The following is a 17,293-nucleotide window of genomic DNA, read 5'->3' as shown; positions in this document are numbered from 1 at the left end:
CAGAACGGAGGTCCGGTGGACAAGCCGCTGAAGACCCCGCCGGCGTACGCGGTCGCCAGCGTCGACCACGCGCTGCGGATCGCGACGATGCTGCAGCTCGAAGGCGCCCTGACCGTCTCGGAGGCGGCCGGGCGGCTCGGCGTGGCCCGCTCGACCGCGCACCGGCTGCTGCAGATGCTCGTCTACCGCGACTTCGCCGTCCAGGACGAACGGCACCGCTACCACGCCGGCCCCGTGCTCCAGCTCGCCGAGCACTCGCGCTCACGCACCTCGCAACTGCGCGCGACCGCCCTGCCGCACCTGCGCCGCCTGGTCGACGCCGTGCGGGAGTCGGCCAACCTGACCATCCGCACCGGCGACACGGCCCGGTTCATCGCCAGCGTCGAATGCGACCAGGCGCTGCGCGTCGGCAACCGCGAGGGCATGGTCTTCCCCGCCCACCAGACCACGGCGGGCCTGCTGCTGCTCGCCGAGCTCGGCGCCGAGGAGGTCGACGCCGTCTATGCCCCCGACCGATACGCCGAGCAGCCGTCCGCCCGCCCCGACCTGACCCGGCTCAAGGGCGAGCTCACCCGCATCAGGCGCGCCGGGTTCGTGGTCAACCAGGGCCGCTCCGAGCACGGCGTCGTCGCCGTCGGCGTCCCCGTGCGCGACGACCAGGGCGTGGCGGTGGCGGGCCTGTCCATCTCGATGCCGAGCGTCCGCTACCAGCACACCGAGCTGCCCGCCCTCGTGGCGACCCTCCAGGCCGCCGCCCGCCGGCTGGAGGCGGACCTGGCCATGGCCACGGCCCGGTGACGCCGCGGGGCTAGTCCCGGCGCTCCCCGCGGCCGTCCGAGGTCTCCTCGCTGGACGGGCACTGGGCTCGGGACAGGCCCTCGCCGACCCGCGGCCCGCGGTGCTCGCGGGCGCCCAGGCCCATCGTTTGATCCAGATCGTGGAGGCGCTGGAGTTCGGTTCGACCAACACCGTGCACGCGCCGATGATGGAGGCCCTGGCGCTGATCAAGCGGTACAAGGCCGAGGCCAGCAACCGGATGAAGTGCTACGCGCTCGGCGAGCACGTCCCCGTCGACGGGATCATCCCGGCCGAGTTGGTGGAGCTGATGTGCCGGGCCGACAGCACCCGCCGCCAGCGGATCTTGCGCACAGTGTACGAGTGCGGGGTGTTTCAGAGCCTGCGGGAGAAGCTGCGCTGCAAGGAGGCCTGGGTGGCCGGCGCCGACAAGTGGCGCGACCCCGATGACGACCTGCCCAAGGACTTCGAGGCCAACCGCACCGAGAACTACGCCAAGCTCCGCAAACCGCTCGATCCCAAACGATTCACCGCAGAAATGATGGAGGAGTTGGACGCGGAGTTGTCGGCGCTGAACAACGCGTTCGGCGGTAAGGGCCTGCCCTGGCTGAAGATCGAAGAACGGCGCAATTGGGGCGATCCAGCTGACCCCCTTGGAGGCGGCGCCCGAACCGCGGAATCTGCGTCGGCTGAAGACGGCGATCAGGGCGCGTTGGGGCGTGGTTCCGCCGATGGACATGCTGACGGAGACCGCGCTGCGCACCGGCTGCCTGGGCGTCTTCACTCCCGCGGGCACTCAGAACCACCTGGATGCGCAGGTGCTGTTTGAACGGCTCCTGTTATTGATCTACTTATTGATCTACGCCTACGGGACCGGGGCGGGGGTGCGCACCGTCGCCGCCGGCGACCACCCGCACACCGAGGACGACCTGCGCTACGTCCGGCGGCGCTACCTGACGGTGGAGTCCTGCCGAGAGGTCGCCCGGATTATCGCTAACGCCACCTTCGGCGCCCGGCACAGCACGCTGTGGGGCGAGGGCACCACCGCGGTGGCTTCGGACTCCACCCATTTCTCCGCGTTCGATCAGAACATCTTCACCGAGCTGTACCTGCCCGGTCAATGACTACATCCGGTTCGGCAAGCGCGGCGAGCTCGCCTCCAACCGGCGTGAAGCGCAGAAACTGGGCATGCTGTGCCTGCACATCCTGCAAAGCTGCCTCGGCCTGGTAAACACGTTGATGATCCAGGACACGCTCGCCCTGCCGGAATGGCAGGGCGAGCTGACCGACGCCGACCGGCGGGGCCTAACCCCGATCTTTCCCTCGAACATGACCCCGTACGGCGAGATCCAGCTGCGCACTGACCGCCGCCTGGAGCTGACCGACCTGTCGGCACCTGGACGTTGAGAAGCTGTAACGCTCATGACGGCCTATCGCTGAGGAAGCTGTCACCAGGTACACCCGCCCGCGTTAGATCCGTCATCGTATGCAGCGTGGCAGATGTACCTCGATGCGGGTCCCCTGCCCGTCTGGGCTGTCGATGTGGATGCGGCCGCGGTGCGCATCGGCGATGGCCGCCACGATGGCCAAGCCGAGCCCGCTGCCGCCGCTCGCCCGGCTGCGGCTCTTGTCGGCCCGGTAGAAGCGGTCGAACACGTGCGGCAGGGCCTCATCAGGAATGCCCGGCCCCTGGTCGGTCACTCGTAGCACCACCTCATCGCCTTCCAGGGCCAGGTCGAGGTGGCAGGAGACGCCGGGGGGCGTGTGCATGCGTACGTTGCCGAGCAGGTTGCCGACGAGTTGGCTGAGCTGCTCCTCATCGCCTACGAGTGTGATGCGTTCGTGAACGTCCCAGGTCAGCGGCCGCTCGGGCTCGACCGCGGCGGCGTCGCGGCAGCAGTCCAGGACGACGCTGGTCAGGTCGAAGGCCTGGAAGTCGGTCTCGTGCTCTTGGTCGAAGCGGGCGAGTTGTAGCAGCGACTGCACCAGCCTGGCCATGCGCCGCGCCTCGGCGTGCATCCGCTCGACCGCCTCACGCTCGGCGGCGGCGTCCGGCAGAGCGTCGCTGAGGTAGAGCTCTGCGTAGGCTCGGATGGACTGGAGCGGAGTGCGCAGTTCGTGGGAGGCGTCGGCGACGAACTGCCGCAGCCTGCCTTCGGAGGTGTCGCGCGCCTCGAAAGCGGCCTGGATCTGGTCGAGCATACGGTCCAGGGCGGCGGCCAGGCGGCCGACCTCGGTGCGGGTGCTCAGCGGTGGTTCGCCGGACCGGCTCAGACGATGGGTGAGGTCTCCGGCGGCGATGAGGTCCGCCGTACGCGCCGAGCTCTCCAGCGGACGCAGCTCGCGGCGCACGATCCAGGCGCTGAGCAGGCCCAGGATCGTGACTCCAAGCACTTCGACGATGACGACGACGGCGACCATGGTGTGGACGGCGTCCTCGGTCTCGTCCAGGCTCAGCCCGATCACCCCCACGTGCCCGCCGGCGAGCAGGGTGGTCATCACCCGGTAGCTGCGCGCCGCGCCCGGACCGGTGCCTGGCACGGTCACCAGTTCTCCCGGGACGGGAAGCGGCAGGGCGAGCGCTGGGCCGGGGCCGCGGGGAGTTCTTCCCGGCTCCAGCACGGCGAGGTAGAGACTGCCGAAGGAGGTGCGCTCGGGAGGGATCAGCCGGCCCGGAAGGTCGTGCTCGATGGTGGCCAGCGCGCGCAGGCCGGAGACGGTGGTGGCAAGCTGGGCGTCGACCCGCTGGTGCAGTGAGCCGATCAGGACGACGAGTGTGGCCGATCCGGTCACCGCGAGCACCAGCACGCACAAGCCGACCACCAGTACGGTCAGGCGGAGCCGCAACGGTTGCCGGGGTGGACGGCTCATGACGCGGCGGACTGCAGGCAGTAGCCGACGCCTCTCCGCGTGTGGATCAGCGGCGGCCCCAACGTGTCGATCTTGCGGCGTAGATAGCTGATGTAGGTGGCCACCACGGTGTCGTCGCCGCCGAAATCGTAACTCCAGACGTGCTCCAGGAGCTGTGCCCGGGTCAGTACCCGTCCGGCGCGCAGCATCAGGTAGCGCAGCAGCCGGTATTCGGTGGGCGACAGCTCGATCGGCACATCGCCGCGCCGCACCGTGTAGCTCCTGGTGTCCAGCGCCAGGTCGTCCACCCGGAGCACGTGGTCGTCGGGCTGCCGTCCCCGCGTGCGGCGCAGCACCGCGTCCACCCGGGCGGTGACCTCGTCCAGGCCGAACGGCTTGGCGATGTAGTCGTCACCGCCCGCGGCCAGCCCGGCGACCACGTCCTTGCGGCTGCCCCGGGCGGTCAGGAACACCACCGCGACCTCGAGTTCCTCGGCGCGGATACGGCGCAGCACTTCGAAGCCGTCCAGGTCGGGCAGCATGACGTCGAGCAGGATCAGCTCCGGCATGAACGTGCGGGCCGCGGTGAGCGCCTGCAGCGCGGTGGTGGCCGTGCGCACCTCGTGCCCGATGTGGCGCAGGTAGCGGGAGACGGCGTCCAGGATGGCGGGCTCGTCGTCCGCCACGAGCAGCTTGGCCGCTCTGACCGGCGGGTTGGCTGGTTCGAGAATGATGCTGCTCCTCGCAGTCGGGGGGATTCTCGCGCAGCGGCGTGCCTTCATGGGAGTTGCGTGTGAAAGATCCGCCGCGAAGGCCGCCGGGCGCCGGCCGGCCTCATGCTTGGAACGGGCGCGGCCCCAGCCCGGCCGCCTGCCTTGATCCAGTCTTTCGCCTTGGAGCTTATCTTGTCCACGTTGCTGTCGCCTGGGGCGGTTCGCCCACTGGCGCGTACGGCGCATCTCCGGCGCCTGGCTACTCGTCCTGGGCAGCTGCCGCAGATCGCCCGGGCGCTGACAGGAGATCACAGATGACCAACCGCGCCGACGCGCAATCCTTCGACCGGGTCGCTCAGGAGTACGAGCGTTTGCACGAGCTTCAGGGCGACAACCTGAGGAAGTGGCTGCCGGAAGTCCTGCCGGCCGGCGGCCGGCGGGCGCTGGACCTGGGCTGCGGCACTGGCAAGCACACGGTGGGTCTCGCTGAGCGGTTCGCGCACGTCGACGCCGTCGACCTTTCCGGTCCGATGATCGACCTGGCCCAGGCCAAGCGCGCCCGGGACAACATCACTTACCGGCAAGCAGATCTTCTCGACGTCGGGGGCATGGGCCGTTACGACCTCGTGCTCAGTGTCGCGACCTTGCACCATGTTCCTGACCTACGGGCCGCCTTGCATCACATCAAAACGCTGGTCGCACCCGGCGGGCGGGCCGTGCTCGTCGACACCGTCTCGCTGCGACCCGCCAACCCGCGTTGGTGGCTCTACGGAGGCGCGGTACGCAAGCTCCTCCGCAACCTCGTCCGGCGGGACCCGGCGCAGGCGTGGGAGATCTTCCGGCTGTCCACCGGAGCATGGCTGGATCATCGGGTCAGCGACCGCTACCTCAGCCGGGAACAGTTCGAGCGGATCTACCGGGAGGTCTTCCCCACCGCCCGCTTCCGTGATGTGGGCCCGCACGCCATGATCTGGGACGCGCCCGCGACCGCGGATCCGGCTCCACGTTCATGATCACGTGAGAGGTGCCGTCGGACGGACAGGCCTGCCACGCGACCAACTGGAATGGGTGCGTGGGCGTAACGGTGACCGGCCGTTGATCACTTTGGAGGTGCAAGTGGCTTTTCGGGTGCTATGCGTGCATGCGCATCCGGACGACGAGGCGATCTGGACCGGTGGAACCCTGGCCAAGTACGCCGACGAGGGCGCCAGGACCGCCGTCGTCACGTGCACGTGGGCCCAGGGAACCCAACGGGTCGCAGAGCTGGAGCGTTCCCTGGACATCCTCGGCGCCGGCAAACCGAGGTTGCTCGGCTACGCCGACGCCCGCAAGCCCGCATCCGCGTCCAGCAGCCCGCGTTTTCTGGACGTGCCGCTCAACGAGGCGGTGGGCCGGGTCGTTGAGCACATTAGGGAGTTCAGGCCTGATGTCGTGCTCACCTATGACGGCTACGGCTCGTACGGAAATCCGGATCACGTGCAGGTGCACCGGGTGACCATGGCCGCGGTCGAAGCGGCGGGGTATGACCAGCTCTACCGAGATCTGGGCGATCCCTGGCGGCCGCGCGCCCTCTACCTGGCGACCATCCCGCGGTCCATCGTGGTGTCACAGTGGCAAGCGGTGTTCGGAACGTTTCCTGAACCGGACCAGAAGCTGCCGGGCGTCCCCGACGAGCAGGTCACCACCCACCTCGATGTCGGGCAGTGGGCCGAGCGCAAGTGGGCGGCCATGCATGCGCACGAGTCTGAGGTCGGGCGTGGTGCGTCGATGACCTTGCTCACGTCACTGCCGGAGCAGGCCCGCGTTCAGATGCTGGCAAACGAGTGGTATCGACGCGTCTCCTACACCGGCGCCCCGCAGACCACCCTTTCAGAACCTTGATCTTGAGCGCTTGAGGCGACCACACCCGGCAGCCCGCGCGAAACCGCACATCAGGCCGCCAACCCACACGCCGAGACCGGTCAGCCAGGATGCCGGGATATCGCCATGTCCCTCATCCGTGATGACGCGCTCATCCTGATCTTGGATGTCCGCGCCTACCACGACACGGATTGAGCGCTATCGCTTGCCCAACGCGGGTTCACACACGGAGCGCAGGCTGCCAGGCTCGTCCCGTGGTTCTTGGCGGCGGAGGGCAGGGCAGACCGACAGATCGGCGGCGCACTCCATCTTCGATCGGCCCGTACGGCGAGTCGGTGACGAAGCCAGCCGAAGCCATGTACGTGATAATGACTTAGAGGTCCTAACAGAATGATCAGCGGACAAGGCGTCGCCAGCAGATGATCGCGGCAGCGAGCTTCATGAACGCTTCCCGGATGTCGTCGCGGACCTCCCAGCGGATGCGCAGGCGGCGGAACCAGTGCAACAGCGCGATCGTCCGCTCGACCACCCACCGGTGAATGCCCAGGCCGGAGCCGTGCGGGGTGCCGCGCCGGGCGATGATGGGCTTGATGCCGGTGCGCCAGACCAGGCGGCGGTACTTGTCGTGGTCATACCCCCGGTCGGCGTACAGGCATTCTGGGCGCTTGCGCGGCCGGCCGACGCGACCGCCTACCGGTGGGATGGTCTTGATCAAGGGCATGAGCTGGGTGACGTCGTTGCGGTGGCCGCCGGTCAGGGAGACGGCCAGGGGATGCCTCCGCCTTCGGTGATGACGTGGTGTTTCGAGCCCGGCTTGGCGCGGTCGACCGGGCTCGGACCGGTTTTGGGCCACCCTTGAGCGCCCGGACGTGCGAGCTGTCGATCACCGCCTTGGACCAGTCGAGCTGGCCGGAGGCGTGCAGCTCGGCGGGCAGGAGCTGGTGCAGCCGGTCCCACACCCCGGCCTGGTGCCAGTCGCGAAGCCGCCGCCAGCAGGTCATCCCCGAGCCGAACCCCAGCTCCTGCGGCAGGAACTCCCACGGGATCGCGGTGTAGAGCACGAACAAGATGCCCTGCAACGCCAGTCGGTCATCTAGCCGCTTACGCCCCGGATGGCGCCGGCGTCACTCCACCTTCGGCAGTAGCGGCTCGATCCGCTCCCACAGACTGTCCTGCACGATCCACGGCAGATGCTCGCCCTTCTTCACGCGAAGACCAACGATCAGCAGCACCATAGGACGCGACTCCAGATCATTTTGTTAGGACCTCTTGAAGCGTGCGCCCCCGTCGTTCCAAGACTCCGCACTGACCGCTTCAGGTGACTCGAAAGACCGGCCAGCCGATCTCGGTGCGCCACGCAGCGGGATCGCTTGTGTCACGAGGGCCGACAACGTAGACCTCCCGCACCGGCCCGGCCACCGACATCGCGTTCTCCACTACCCAGGTCCCGAGTTCGCCGTACGTAACCTCGATGCCGTCGTGCTCGCCGACGTGGGTGGTGACGGCCAGTTCCGCGGCCGGCAGAATCGTGGGGTGCACGCGTCCGGTGCGAGGTGGCGCAGCGGTCGGCAGGTAGACGACCGCGTGACCGCGCTCCTGCTCGAAAAGGGCGTTGTCGTAGCTGCCGCCCGGCGGTCCGGTCACGGCGGCGCCGACGGCCGCTTCCAATTCGGCCATCGCCCCTGCGTACCAGGTCGCGACGTCGCGATGCCCGACCACGGCCTCCACCGCCGCGACCGTCCGGGCGGGCTCTGCACGCAGCTCGACGTCGATCGGCGCGGGGTCGGGCCGGAGCAGGCGGCGCAGCGACACGACTGCGGCCCGGGTGCGGTCGAGCACGTCCTCAAGGCGTTGCAGGTGGTCCGCGACCAGGGCCGCCCGGACACCGGGGTCGGGGGTCCGCAGGATCTGCTGCACATCGCTCAGGGGGACGTCGAGCTCGCGCAGCCGGTGGATGACCTGCGCGGTCGGGATTTGGTCGACGCCGTAGTAGCGGTAACCGGTGGTCTCGTCCACCACGGCAGGTTCCAGCAAGGCCGCCTCGTGATACCGGCGCAGGGTCCGTACGCTCAAGTGGGTCAGCCGCGAGAACTCGCCGATGGTCAGCATCCCCTCATTCTGAACGCTCCCCCTGGGGGAGAGTCCACGGCTTGACCCTCCCGCGCCGTGAGGTCACACGGTGGGCTCATGACACAGCACACCGATCTCCCGTCCGATCTGCTCCCGACCACCGTGCGCAAGTTCTTCGCCGCCCACATCGTCCGTGACGCCGACACCGCCTCGTCGTTCCTCGCCGAGGATGCGGTGGTCGTCGACCAGGGCGAGACCTTCCGCGGCCGAGAGGAGGCCCACGCGTTCCTGCGGGACGCCGGGTCCGAGTTCGAGTACACGACCGAGCAGATCGGCGCTCGCCGCGTCGATGACGCCCACTGGGTGGTAACCGTGCGGCTCGAGGGCACCTTCCCGGGGGGCGTCGCCGAGCTCGACTACCGGTTCGCGCTGCGGGACGACCTCGTCGCCGAACTCGTCATCGCCAACCACCCGGCCTGACCGAACCCGCGCCACCTCGATCGTCAGTGGAGAGAAAATGTCTGGTTCAGATCGCGATCGTCTCGACGGTCGCCGGGCGCTGGTCACGGGCGGTTCGAAGGGCTCGGGCAGGGCCGTCGTGGAGAGACTGCGAGAGATGGGTGCCGACGTGTACGTGACGGCGCGAACGATGCCCGACGGGTACGAGCACCCTGACCGATTCATCGAAGCGGACCTGTTGACGATAGAAGGCACCAACGCCGTGGCCGCTCGAATTGCAGAGGCCGGCGGCACACTCCACATCCTGGTGCACGTCGTCGGAGGGGCGTCGACGCCGTCTGGTGGGTTCGCGGTCATCACCGATGACCAGTGGCTTACCGAGCTGAACCTCAACCTCCTTGGAGCGGTGCGGCTGGATCGAGCTCTTCTCCCGGCAATGATCGGGGCTGGGTCGGGCGTGGTGCTGCACTTCACCTCGATCCAGCGTGAGCTGCCCCAATACGACGCGTCCTTGGCTTACGCAGCAGCGAAGGCCGCACTGCGCACATACAGCAAGGGACTTGCCAATGAGCTCGCGCCGCGCGGCGTACGGGTCAACGCAATCAGCCCCGGCGGCATCGAGACCGAAGCCTACGAAAGATTCGTGGACCGGATCGCCGAGGGCAACGGACTCACACGTGAAGCAGCCAAGCGGACCATCTACGACTCCCTCGGAGGAGTACCCCTGGGACGATTCGCGAACACCGAGGAAATCGCGGACCTGGTCGGGTTCCTGGTCTCGGACCGCGCCTCGGCAATCGTAGGAGGCGAGTACGTGATCGACGGCGGCACCGTCCCGACGGTCTGAGCCAGGCACCGGCTCCGAGCAGCCACTCGCGAACGGCTCGATCCGACGGCGGAACCCCCTCCTTCACAAGGAGAACCTCTCAAGATCGGCTGCGCGTCACCAGTTTGCGTGTGCAAGCGCTCAGGTTGACCCGCCAGATGCCGGGCCGCATCGGCCACGTGACATTTATCGATGACCCGTGAGCTGGGGCAGGTAGACACCCAGTTGACTACCGCTAGGAGAACACATGACCACGCACAACACGGACCGGTCATCTCCCCAACCGGTCGGCCCGCCCCCGCCCTTCGACCCCGAGCTCGCTCCCGTCATTGAGATCCTGACCAGCCTGCGCTCCCCCGACGCATACCGTTTGGACAACATCGTTGAGATGCGCAAGCCCGTCCCCGGGGTGGAGACCCCGACCGACGAGGTCCTCTCGCGCGGTGGCACCTACAGCGTGGAGGAGTGGGCGGTGCCAGGGCCGGACGGGGAACCGGATATCACGCTGCTGATCTGTCTCCCGAAGCACGCGGCGACCTCGACCCCGGCGATTTACCACATCCACGGCGGCGGCCTGATCGTCGGAGACAACCGGTTCGGCCTGGTCGAGATGTTGAACCTGGCTGAGCCGATGGGCATGGCCGTGGTTTCGGTCGAGTACCGGCTCGCACCCGAGACACCCCACCCGGGCCCCGTCGAGGATTGCTACGCGGGCCTGGTGTGGGTGTCGGATCACGCCCACGAGCTCAACATCGACCCTGAACGCATCATCATCGGCGGTGCGAGCGCTGGCGGCGGCCTCGCGGCAGGTGCCACCTTGATGGCACGCGACCGCAACGGCCCGGCAGTCCTGGCCCAGCTGCTCCTGTCGCCGATGCTTGATGACCGCAACGACTCGCCCTCTACTCAGCAGATGCGCGGCGTCGGTATCTGGGACAGCTCCTCTAACGAGACCGGATGGAACGCGCTCCTCGGCGACGGCGTTCGGGGAGGACCAGATGTGTCCCCATACGCTGCGCCTTCCCGTGCGGCAGACCTCTCTGGCCTGCCGTCCACGTTCATCGACGTCGGGTCGGCCGAAACGTTCCGGGACGAGGACGTCGCCTACGCAAGCCGCGTATGGCAGGCGGGCGGCCGCCTCGAGCTGCACGTCTGGCCCGGTGGGTTCCACGGGTTCGACGTCGTGGCCCCTCATGCCGTGATTTCGCAGGACGCCATCGCCGCCCGAGTGGCATGGCTGCGCCGTCAGCTCTTGGTCTGTCACGCAGCCTCGGCCGGGTAATCGGTCCAGGTCCGGATCGGGGAGTCGGCCGCGAAGGTGGCCTTCGGCTCGGCTCGGGCGTTGTGCCAGCGTACGTAGCTGGCGATCGCGGTGCTCTGCTCGGTGTGGCCTCGGTGGTCGGTGCCGCACCGGTCGGTGCCGCACCGGTGGTGCTGATCGCGGGCGGCGCCCAGTGGCAGTACTCCTGTCGGGACGCCATCCCCGCCCTGGCCAGGAACCCCACGGTCTACGCCGTCGACCTGCCGAGCCAGGGCTACACCCGCGCGGCGCGGAACTTCACGTACACGATCCCGGCCATGGCGGACGCCATCAGAGCCTTCCTGGACGCGACGGGCTTGACGAAGGCGTCACTGGTCGGTCACTCGTGGGGGCGGTGCGTGGACGCTCTCCTTCGCCGAGCGCCACCCGGAGCGGGTCGGCAAGAACGTGCACGAAGACGATCCGGCCCAGGTGATCCCGCTCCTCACCGCGTTCCTCACCGGCTGAACGGGCCGCACGGCAGGCCACCTGGCATCAATCGCCTGGCTTGCCCAAGATGATCAACGTTCGAAGCGAGAGAACAAGGCTTCGGCCAGGCCGAGGATGAGGGAGCGTTCGGTGTGTTCACCATCGGCGATGCCCTCCAGCACCTTGACGCCGATGCCGCGCTCGAACGGGTCCTACGCCGGACTCGCGAAACCATGGAGGTCTCCCGATCGTCCACGCGGACGCGTTCTTTCGCATCATTTCGGTGCCGGTTGATTTCAGGAGTCCTGCGCGGGGTCTTCAAGGGAGGCCGGCAGGAGGTCGGCAGGGATTCGGCCGGCGGCGATGGAGACCGCTTCGGCGGGTGTGGGGACCTCCATCGGGTCGGAGTCGTGCCGCTCCCCGCGGATGGTGTAGCCACCGGCTCCTCGTGGTGTGTCGATCCAGGCGAAGGGCCGGGAGAACGGGTAGTCGGGCGTGCTGGAGAAGCCCAGCGTCCAGTGGCTGGTGTAGGGGTAGAGCCGTCGCAGCGCGGGTTCGGCGTAGGCGGCCTCGATGAGTGCTCGGTACGCGGGCCAGTCGGTGTCACGGGAGTCTTTGAGCAGGTACTGCCACTCTGAGGCGATGACAGCGGCGGGGTTGTTGTCGGGGACCTCGAACCGTCCGGTCAGGAGGTCGAAGGGCGCGGCCTGGTCGATCTCGTCGAGACCGGCTCCTTCGGCCCAGCCACGGATCACTTCGGGAAGCTCACGCATGTCCTCGGTGTCACCGCAGATCACGAGTCTGTCGTTGGACGAACCCCAGATGGTCCAGCGCCGTTCGTGATGCCACGCCGTGACGTAGGACGAGTGGCGATGCGGGACGACGCTGGCGATCGTGGCATGGCGGAGCGGATCGGAGGAAGTGACGGCCAGGGGAAGGAACAGGCTCTGGCCGGCGGCCGCGGCGTGGAGCGCTGCGGCGAGGCTGCCGTGGGCGGCCACGTCCGGGTAGAGGACGGCCGGGTCGGGTTCGTGGCTCACAAGCTTCCGATCTTCTGCCCGTGCGGTGTCGCCGTGGCGGCCATCATGGGTGGATGACCGTCCGTATCGAGGCAGGTCTGCACGCATGAACGAAGGTCGTGTGCGGGCTTGTCATCGTCGGTGAGCAGGGCCGGCAGCCGTCGCCGGTGGGGCAGGGCGGGATCGCGCACCTTGCGGGCGACGTCGCCGAAGCTCATCCGCTCGTGCTCCGCGTCCGCTTCAGCACTCGGCAGACGGTGGGGCGAGCGACGGAGAAAGACCTCCATGAGCACACCGTACGCTGTCGGCCAGGGCCGCCGCCTCCGGATCGTGCGTGACCATGACGACCCCGCATGCGCCATCTCACCTCCGGCATCTCCCCGAACCCTCCCTGAGACTCACCGCATCCCCCTGGCATGATCGGCGCCACGGACCTCGCTCTTCCCACGCCCTCTCAGCAAGAGCAGCGCGGTGACGGAGAGCGTGCAGATGAGGGTGACGAGCTGGAGGCCGTAGCGGATGTCCTGGGTCGGCAGCAGCATGTTGCCGGTGTGGAGTCCGACATGCACGCCGACCGCCATCCACACCGTCCCCGTACGTAGCCGCGCCGCCCCGCAGGCGAAGCCGAGCGCGATCGCCTGGACCACGTAGAGCAGGCGTTCGGCGAGCGTGTCCGCCGCGCTCTGCGAGATGATGTGCAACGAGCCGAACACCACGGACGTCACCAGCAGCACGACCCTCGGCGACAACCGATCCGCCAGCGTGTCGAACAGGTGCCCCCGCCACAGCAGCTCTTCCGGGAACGCCTGGCCGAGCAGGGCCAAGGCGATCGCGATCGGCAGATAGGGCAGCTGCGGGCGTAGTTGGTCCCACGGCACCCAGGTGGCCACGCCGAGCGTCACGGATACCGCGCTGGAGGCGGCCACCGCGGCCGCGCCCGCCAGGAGGCCCGCCAGAAGGTGCGGCACCGCCTGCCGTGATCGCGCGAGTCCCACGTCGCGCCACGGGCGGCGGTGGAGGAAGCGGCGCACCAGATAGATCAGCCCGAGCGAGGCCAGCGTGATCGCGGCCGTGCCGAGCGGCCGGTAGAGGGGGTGGCCGGGGTCCAGCAGCAGGGTCACGGGTGCGGACCCGCCGATCACCTGGGCGAACATGACGGCGACCGCGACCAGCACGACCCAGACGGGGTGGGTGATTCTCATGGAGGCCCACGCTAGGAATCCGGGGGATGGCCGCGCATCGGACCGTAGGTTGATTCCGGGCATGACCAGGATCATGGGTCGCCAGGAGGATCCCTCCGCCGGCGCGGATCACTACGCTCGGAGGCATGCTGCTGTCACGCCCGCTCTGGCTGCGCGACGCCGACCGGCCTGTCCTGTTCAGCGTCGTGTTCTGGGCGATGCTCGCGGCCACGGGGATCGCGCACGTGTCCCACCGGGAGACGAGCGGCATGGCCGTGGCGTTCGGCGTCAACCTGGCTCTCGTGACCGCGTTGTGGCTCGTGCTGCCGTGGCGGCGGGACGGCGGATGGCGGCGGCACGTGGCGGTGGTGTTCCTGCTCGCGACGCTCACGCTGGGGCCCACGGGCTCGGCGGAGGTCCACCAGCTCCTGACGCTCATCGCCATCGCCAACATCGCCTTCGTCCACGGCATGCGGACCGCCTTCGTCATCATCGGGTGGACGAGCGCCGCCCTGTTCGTCTCCGTCGTGATGTGGTTCGGGCGCGGGGTGGCCGACGCCGTCGCGCAGACGGCCGCGTTCGTCGTGTTCTCCGCGTTCGTGCTCGGCATGACGTCGGCGGTGCTGGAGGCGCGGAGCGCGCGGGCGGACGCGCAGCGGCTGCTGGCCCGCGTCAGGGAGCTCACGGTGGCCCAGGAGCGGGCGCGGATGGGCGCGGAGATGCACGACTCCATCGGCCACCACCTGACGGTGATCAAAATGAGCCTGGAGAACGCCGAACGCTTCCGCACCCGCCGTCCCGAGGCTGCCTGGGACGACGTGCGGCAGGCGAAGGAACTGACCGTGGAGGCGCTGGCCGACGCCCGCCGATGGGTCCGCGCGCTGCGCCCGCTCGCGCTCGAGGGCCGCGTCGGCGGCGCGGCGCTGCAGCGGCTGGCGGCGTCGTTCGACGGCACGGGGCTGGCGGTGTCTTTCGAGGTGGTGGGCGGCGAGGTGCCCCTGGAGCCCGACGTGGAGCTGGTGCTCTACCGCGTCCTGCAAGAAGGGCTGACCAACGCCGTCCGACACGCCGGCGCCCGCCACGTGCGCGGCAGGCTGGCCTTCGACGGCGGGCACGTGACGCTGGTGATCATCGACGACGGCAGGGGCCGCGACGACGGCGCGGCCGGAGGCTTCGGGCTGCGCTCACTGGCCGAACGCGCCCGTGCCGTGGGCGGCACCCTCATCGCGGGCGACCGGCAGGGCGGCGGCTTCGAAGTACGCGCGGAGCTCCCCGTACGGACGGGGGTGGCGTCATGAGGACGGTCAGGGTCCTGCTGGCCGATGACCAGGAGTTGATCCGGCAGGCGCTGCGCAGGATGCTGGAGATCGAGGACGGAATCGAGGTCGTCGGCGAGGCGTCCGACGGCGAGGAGGCTCTGCGCGCGACGGGGGAGTGCCGGCCGAACGTGGCGCTGGTGGACGCGAGGATGCCCAGGATGGACGGCGTCGAGCTCATCTCACGGCTGTCGGTCCTTCATCCCGGGGTCGCCGCGATCGTGCTCAGCACCTTTGACGAGGACGACTACATCTTCGGTGCGCTGCGTGGCGGAGCCGTCGGCTACCTGCTCAAGGACTGCACCCCGGAGCAACTGGTCGACGCCATCCACCGGGCGGGGCGCGGAGAGACGGTGCTGGCCTCTCCCGTCGCCGAACGCCTGGTCGCCGAGATCCGGCGGACTCCCGCCCCGCCGAGCCCGGAGCAAGGACCCGCGCGTCTGTCCGTCAGGGAGCATGAGGTGGCCAGGATGGTCGCCGCGGGCGCCACGAACCGGGAGATCGCGGCCCGGCTGCTCATCAGTGAGGGCACGGTGCGCAACCACGTGTCCGCCCTGCTGCGCAAGTACGACGTCCGCGACCGGACCCGCCTGGCCCTGCGCCTTCATGGCCTGTCGGCCTCCGGCAAAGAGATCATCACGTAGCCGGGCATGGCCTGAACTCGGACTCCCACCGGACCAGAGCTGGGCTGATGTGCTCGGCGGCCGCACCCGCACCGCCTCCACCGAGGCCGTCAGTCGATGCCTTCGACGATACGGAAGTCACGCTGGACGCCGTCGGGGAGGGTCACCAGCGCCTTCTGGTACGCCTCGCTCTCGTATGCCGCGACGGCCTGGTCAAAGCTGTCGAACTCGATCAGAACGACGCGTTGCGTGCTTCCGGCCTCGTGGGCGACGACCCGACCGCCACGGGACGGGAGGAGGGACAGGGTGCGCCCGCCCCCGGCCTGGACAGCCTGACCGGCGAGCTTGTCGTAGGCGGTCAGCCGCTCAGGGTCGGAAATGGCGGGGTAGACACTGACCCAATAGCCCTTGGCCATGGAAACCTCCTGTGTCGGGCCGGACACGTCCGGCTTCGAATGGACGCTCAGATCGATCGATCCCGGCGACCGGTACCGCGGCCGGTCGAGTCGTCATATGCGCAGGTTAGGGCTTGATGTGCGGCCGAGGGAAAGATCGGTTCGGGCTAGACTCAGAACGGATCGTTATCAATCGGCAGGGAGGGCACGTGGCGCCGGACACGGTGAGCCTGCGGTACTTCCTGGTGCTGGCGCAAGAGCTGAACTTCACCCGCGCGGCCGCACGGATCGGGATCGCACAGCCCGCACTCAGCGCCCGGATACGCCGGTTGGAGGCGGAACTCGGTACGGCCCTGCTGGTCCGCAACACGCGTAGCGTCGTACTGACCACGGCCGGTGCGGCTCTGGCGGAGTCCGCGCCGCCCGCGCTGGCGGCGCTGGACCGGGCATGGGACACCGCCCGGAGCGCGGCGGCCGGCGAACTGGGCACGCTGCGCATCGGACACAGCCTCAGCGCCGGGGCCGAGACCGTACCGGCTCTGGTCGACAGGCTGACCCGCGGCAACAGCGGACTCGAGGTGAGCGCGGTTCCGATGGCGACACCGGAGATCTCCCCCGCGGTCGCCGACGGCCGCATCGATGCCGGGGTCACCCGCGGTGAACAGCCGGGCCGTGGCGTGCGCCGGTTCCTGCTGCGGCGTATGCGCGTCGGGGTCCAGCTGGCGCAGCACCATCCGCTGGCCGAACACCCGGAGATCGAGATCGCCGACGCGGCCGCGTACCCGCTACGACTCCCGGACCGTGCGGCCAACCCCGTGATCCACGATCAGCTGTCCGCACTGTTCCGAGACGCCCGGCCACACCCTCGATTCCGTACGCCCGCGGTCTCCTTCGACATGTCTCAGCGTGACCTGCGCGACGGGGTCACCCTCGCCCCGGCCGGAGAAGCCGCGGCCACGACACAACCGGCCGGTCTCACCTGGAGACCGCTGCGGGGCGCGCCCAGCCTGACGATCCATCTGGTCCTCCCACGCGAGCCGTCGCCGCTACACCGCCGCGTCCGTGCCGTCGCCAAGACTCTGGCGCGCGAGCTGCACTGGCTGCCGGGCTGACGCGCAAGAGGTCAGCTGGGCGCGTGGTTCGCCCAGAAGGACACGAGCTATGCCGGCCCGGCCCACGCCAGAAGGTCGTCGAGGTGTTCCATGGTGCGCGGGCCGAGGAGCGCGGCGGTGACGCCCGGGTGGGCGATGGTGAAGGCCATGGCCAGGTGGGTCATGGGCGGGCCGGCCTCCTCGGCGAGCGGGACGAGCTGTTCGACGACGTCGATGCGGCGCGCTCGTGGTTACGTCCCGTCGGGTGGTGTAGAACCGGCCCTTCATCGGCGCGTCGCCTTCAACCTAGAGGGCCATCGCGTGAGTCTCTGTGTGAAACCGCCAAGTGACACGCAGAGGAGACGA

General features: G+C 69.0%; 18 protein-coding genes and 2 pseudogenes. 11 read left to right on the top strand and 9 right to left on the bottom strand.

Features of this window, described 5'->3' with window-relative positions; genetic code table 11:
• The first annotated feature begins 15 nt into the window (after positions 1-15).
• Entirely contained in the window at positions 16-798 is a 783-nt protein-coding gene (locus ABFX54_RS22805; protein ID WP_346107811.1) for an IclR family transcriptional regulator, read from the top strand.
• 127 nt (positions 799-925) lie between these two features.
• Positions 926-2,202 (top strand): annotated as a pseudogene (locus ABFX54_RS56995) (Tn3 family transposase); the annotation flags it as partial.
• 72 nt (positions 2,203-2,274) lie between these two features.
• On the opposite strand, the gene ABFX54_RS22785 reads toward ABFX54_RS56995, so the two are convergent.
• Positions 2,275-3,666 carry a sensor histidine kinase gene (locus ABFX54_RS22785; RefSeq protein WP_346107806.1) on the bottom strand — a complete coding sequence of 464 codons (1,392 nt, stop codon included), beginning with the start codon at positions 3,664-3,666 and terminating at the stop codon, positions 2,275-2,277.
• Entirely contained in the window at positions 3,663-4,427 is a 765-nt protein-coding gene (locus ABFX54_RS22780; protein WP_346107804.1) for a response regulator transcription factor, read from the bottom strand. Before ABFX54_RS22780 ends, ABFX54_RS22785 begins: the two co-directional genes overlap by 4 nt.
• A gap of 245 nt (positions 4,428-4,672) precedes the next feature.
• Between ABFX54_RS22780 and ABFX54_RS22775 the strand changes: the two genes are divergently transcribed.
• Positions 4,673-5,371 (top strand): class I SAM-dependent methyltransferase, encoded by a 699-nt coding sequence (locus tag ABFX54_RS22775; protein WP_346107802.1) that lies wholly within the window; start codon positions 4,673-4,675, stop codon positions 5,369-5,371.
• An 82-nt stretch (positions 5,372-5,453) separates the two neighbouring features.
• Positions 5,454-6,239: a PIG-L family deacetylase gene (locus tag ABFX54_RS22770; protein ID WP_346107800.1), complete on the top strand. Its 786-nt coding sequence runs from the start codon at positions 5,454-5,456 to the stop codon at positions 6,237-6,239.
• Positions 6,240-6,612: 373 nt separating this feature from the next.
• Here ABFX54_RS22770 and ABFX54_RS22765 read toward each other — a convergent pair.
• Positions 6,613-7,453: pseudogene (locus ABFX54_RS22765) on the bottom strand (IS5 family transposase).
• Positions 7,454-7,532: 79 nt separating this feature from the next.
• On the bottom strand, positions 7,533-8,327 hold the full coding sequence (locus ABFX54_RS22760) for a MerR family transcriptional regulator (RefSeq protein ID WP_346107799.1): 795 nt from the start codon (positions 8,325-8,327) through the stop codon (positions 7,533-7,535).
• 78 nt (positions 8,328-8,405) lie between these two features.
• Here ABFX54_RS22760 and ABFX54_RS22755 point away from each other — a divergent pair, with 78 nt between their 5' ends.
• The 4 genes from ABFX54_RS22755 (at position 8,406) to ABFX54_RS56990 (ending at position 11,394) form a co-directional block, all read left to right on the top strand.
• A complete protein-coding gene (locus ABFX54_RS22755) occupies positions 8,406-8,768 on the top strand; it encodes a nuclear transport factor 2 family protein (RefSeq protein ID WP_346107797.1) in 363 nt (120 codons plus the stop codon).
• 37 nt (positions 8,769-8,805) lie between these two features.
• Positions 8,806-9,594 (top strand): SDR family oxidoreductase, encoded by a 789-nt coding sequence (locus ABFX54_RS22750; protein ID WP_346107795.1) that lies wholly within the window; start codon positions 8,806-8,808, stop codon positions 9,592-9,594.
• Between the two features lie 226 nt (positions 9,595-9,820).
• Positions 9,821-10,855: an alpha/beta hydrolase gene (locus tag ABFX54_RS22745; RefSeq protein ID WP_346107793.1), complete on the top strand. Its 1,035-nt coding sequence runs from the start codon at positions 9,821-9,823 to the stop codon at positions 10,853-10,855.
• Positions 10,807-11,394 (top strand): alpha/beta fold hydrolase, encoded by a 588-nt coding sequence (locus ABFX54_RS56990; protein WP_428834553.1) that lies wholly within the window; start codon positions 10,807-10,809, stop codon positions 11,392-11,394. Before ABFX54_RS22745 ends, ABFX54_RS56990 begins: the two co-directional genes overlap by 49 nt.
• Positions 11,395-11,598: 204 nt before the next feature.
• Here the strand turns inward: ABFX54_RS56990 and ABFX54_RS22740 are convergent, their stop codons facing one another.
• The 3 genes from ABFX54_RS22740 to ABFX54_RS22730 all read right to left on the bottom strand — a co-directional run bounded on the left by ABFX54_RS22740 (position 11,599) and on the right by ABFX54_RS22730 (position 13,523).
• Positions 11,599-12,342, bottom strand: a complete 744-nt coding sequence (locus ABFX54_RS22740; protein ID WP_346107791.1) for a DUF6193 family natural product biosynthesis protein — start codon at positions 12,340-12,342, stop codon at positions 11,599-11,601.
• Complete coding sequence (locus ABFX54_RS22735; RefSeq protein WP_346107789.1) at positions 12,339-12,608, bottom strand: hypothetical protein; 270 nt, start codon at positions 12,606-12,608, stop codon at positions 12,339-12,341. Before ABFX54_RS22735 ends, ABFX54_RS22740 begins: the two co-directional genes overlap by 4 nt.
• Before the next feature lie 111 nt (positions 12,609-12,719).
• Positions 12,720-13,523, bottom strand: a complete 804-nt coding sequence (locus tag ABFX54_RS22730) for a CPBP family intramembrane glutamic endopeptidase (RefSeq protein WP_346107788.1) — start codon at positions 13,521-13,523, stop codon at positions 12,720-12,722.
• 125 nt (positions 13,524-13,648) lie between these two features.
• On the opposite strand from ABFX54_RS22730, the gene ABFX54_RS22725 reads away from it, so the two are divergent.
• Entirely contained in the window at positions 13,649-14,800 is a 1,152-nt protein-coding gene (locus tag ABFX54_RS22725) for a sensor histidine kinase (protein WP_346107786.1), read from the top strand.
• On the top strand, positions 14,797-15,462 hold the full coding sequence (locus ABFX54_RS22720; protein WP_346107784.1) for a response regulator: 666 nt from the start codon (positions 14,797-14,799) through the stop codon (positions 15,460-15,462). Before ABFX54_RS22725 ends, ABFX54_RS22720 begins: the two co-directional genes overlap by 4 nt.
• Before the next feature lie 89 nt (positions 15,463-15,551).
• On the opposite strand, the gene ABFX54_RS22715 is transcribed toward ABFX54_RS22720, so the two are convergent.
• On the bottom strand, positions 15,552-15,857 hold the full coding sequence (locus tag ABFX54_RS22715; protein WP_346107782.1) for a DUF1330 domain-containing protein: 306 nt from the start codon (positions 15,855-15,857) through the stop codon (positions 15,552-15,554).
• 188 nt (positions 15,858-16,045) lie between these two features.
• Between ABFX54_RS22715 and ABFX54_RS22710 the strand changes: the two genes are divergently transcribed.
• A complete protein-coding gene (locus tag ABFX54_RS22710; protein ID WP_346107781.1) occupies positions 16,046-16,948 on the top strand; it encodes a LysR family transcriptional regulator in 903 nt (300 codons plus the stop codon).
• 47 nt (positions 16,949-16,995) lie between these two features.
• On the opposite strand, the gene ABFX54_RS22705 is transcribed toward ABFX54_RS22710, so the two are convergent.
• Complete coding sequence (locus ABFX54_RS22705) at positions 16,996-17,163, bottom strand: aldo/keto reductase (protein WP_346107961.1); 168 nt, start codon at positions 17,161-17,163, stop codon at positions 16,996-16,998.
• Between the last annotated feature and the right edge of the window lie 130 nt (positions 17,164-17,293).

This window comes from Nonomuraea maheshkhaliensis (assembly GCF_039529435.1).
In the GTDB taxonomy this organism is placed as follows: Bacteria; Actinomycetota; Actinomycetes; order Streptosporangiales; family Streptosporangiaceae; genus Nonomuraea; species Nonomuraea maheshkhaliensis.
Note: the sequence above shows the minus strand (reverse complement) of the source record. Positions and strands in the feature narration are given on the sequence as shown.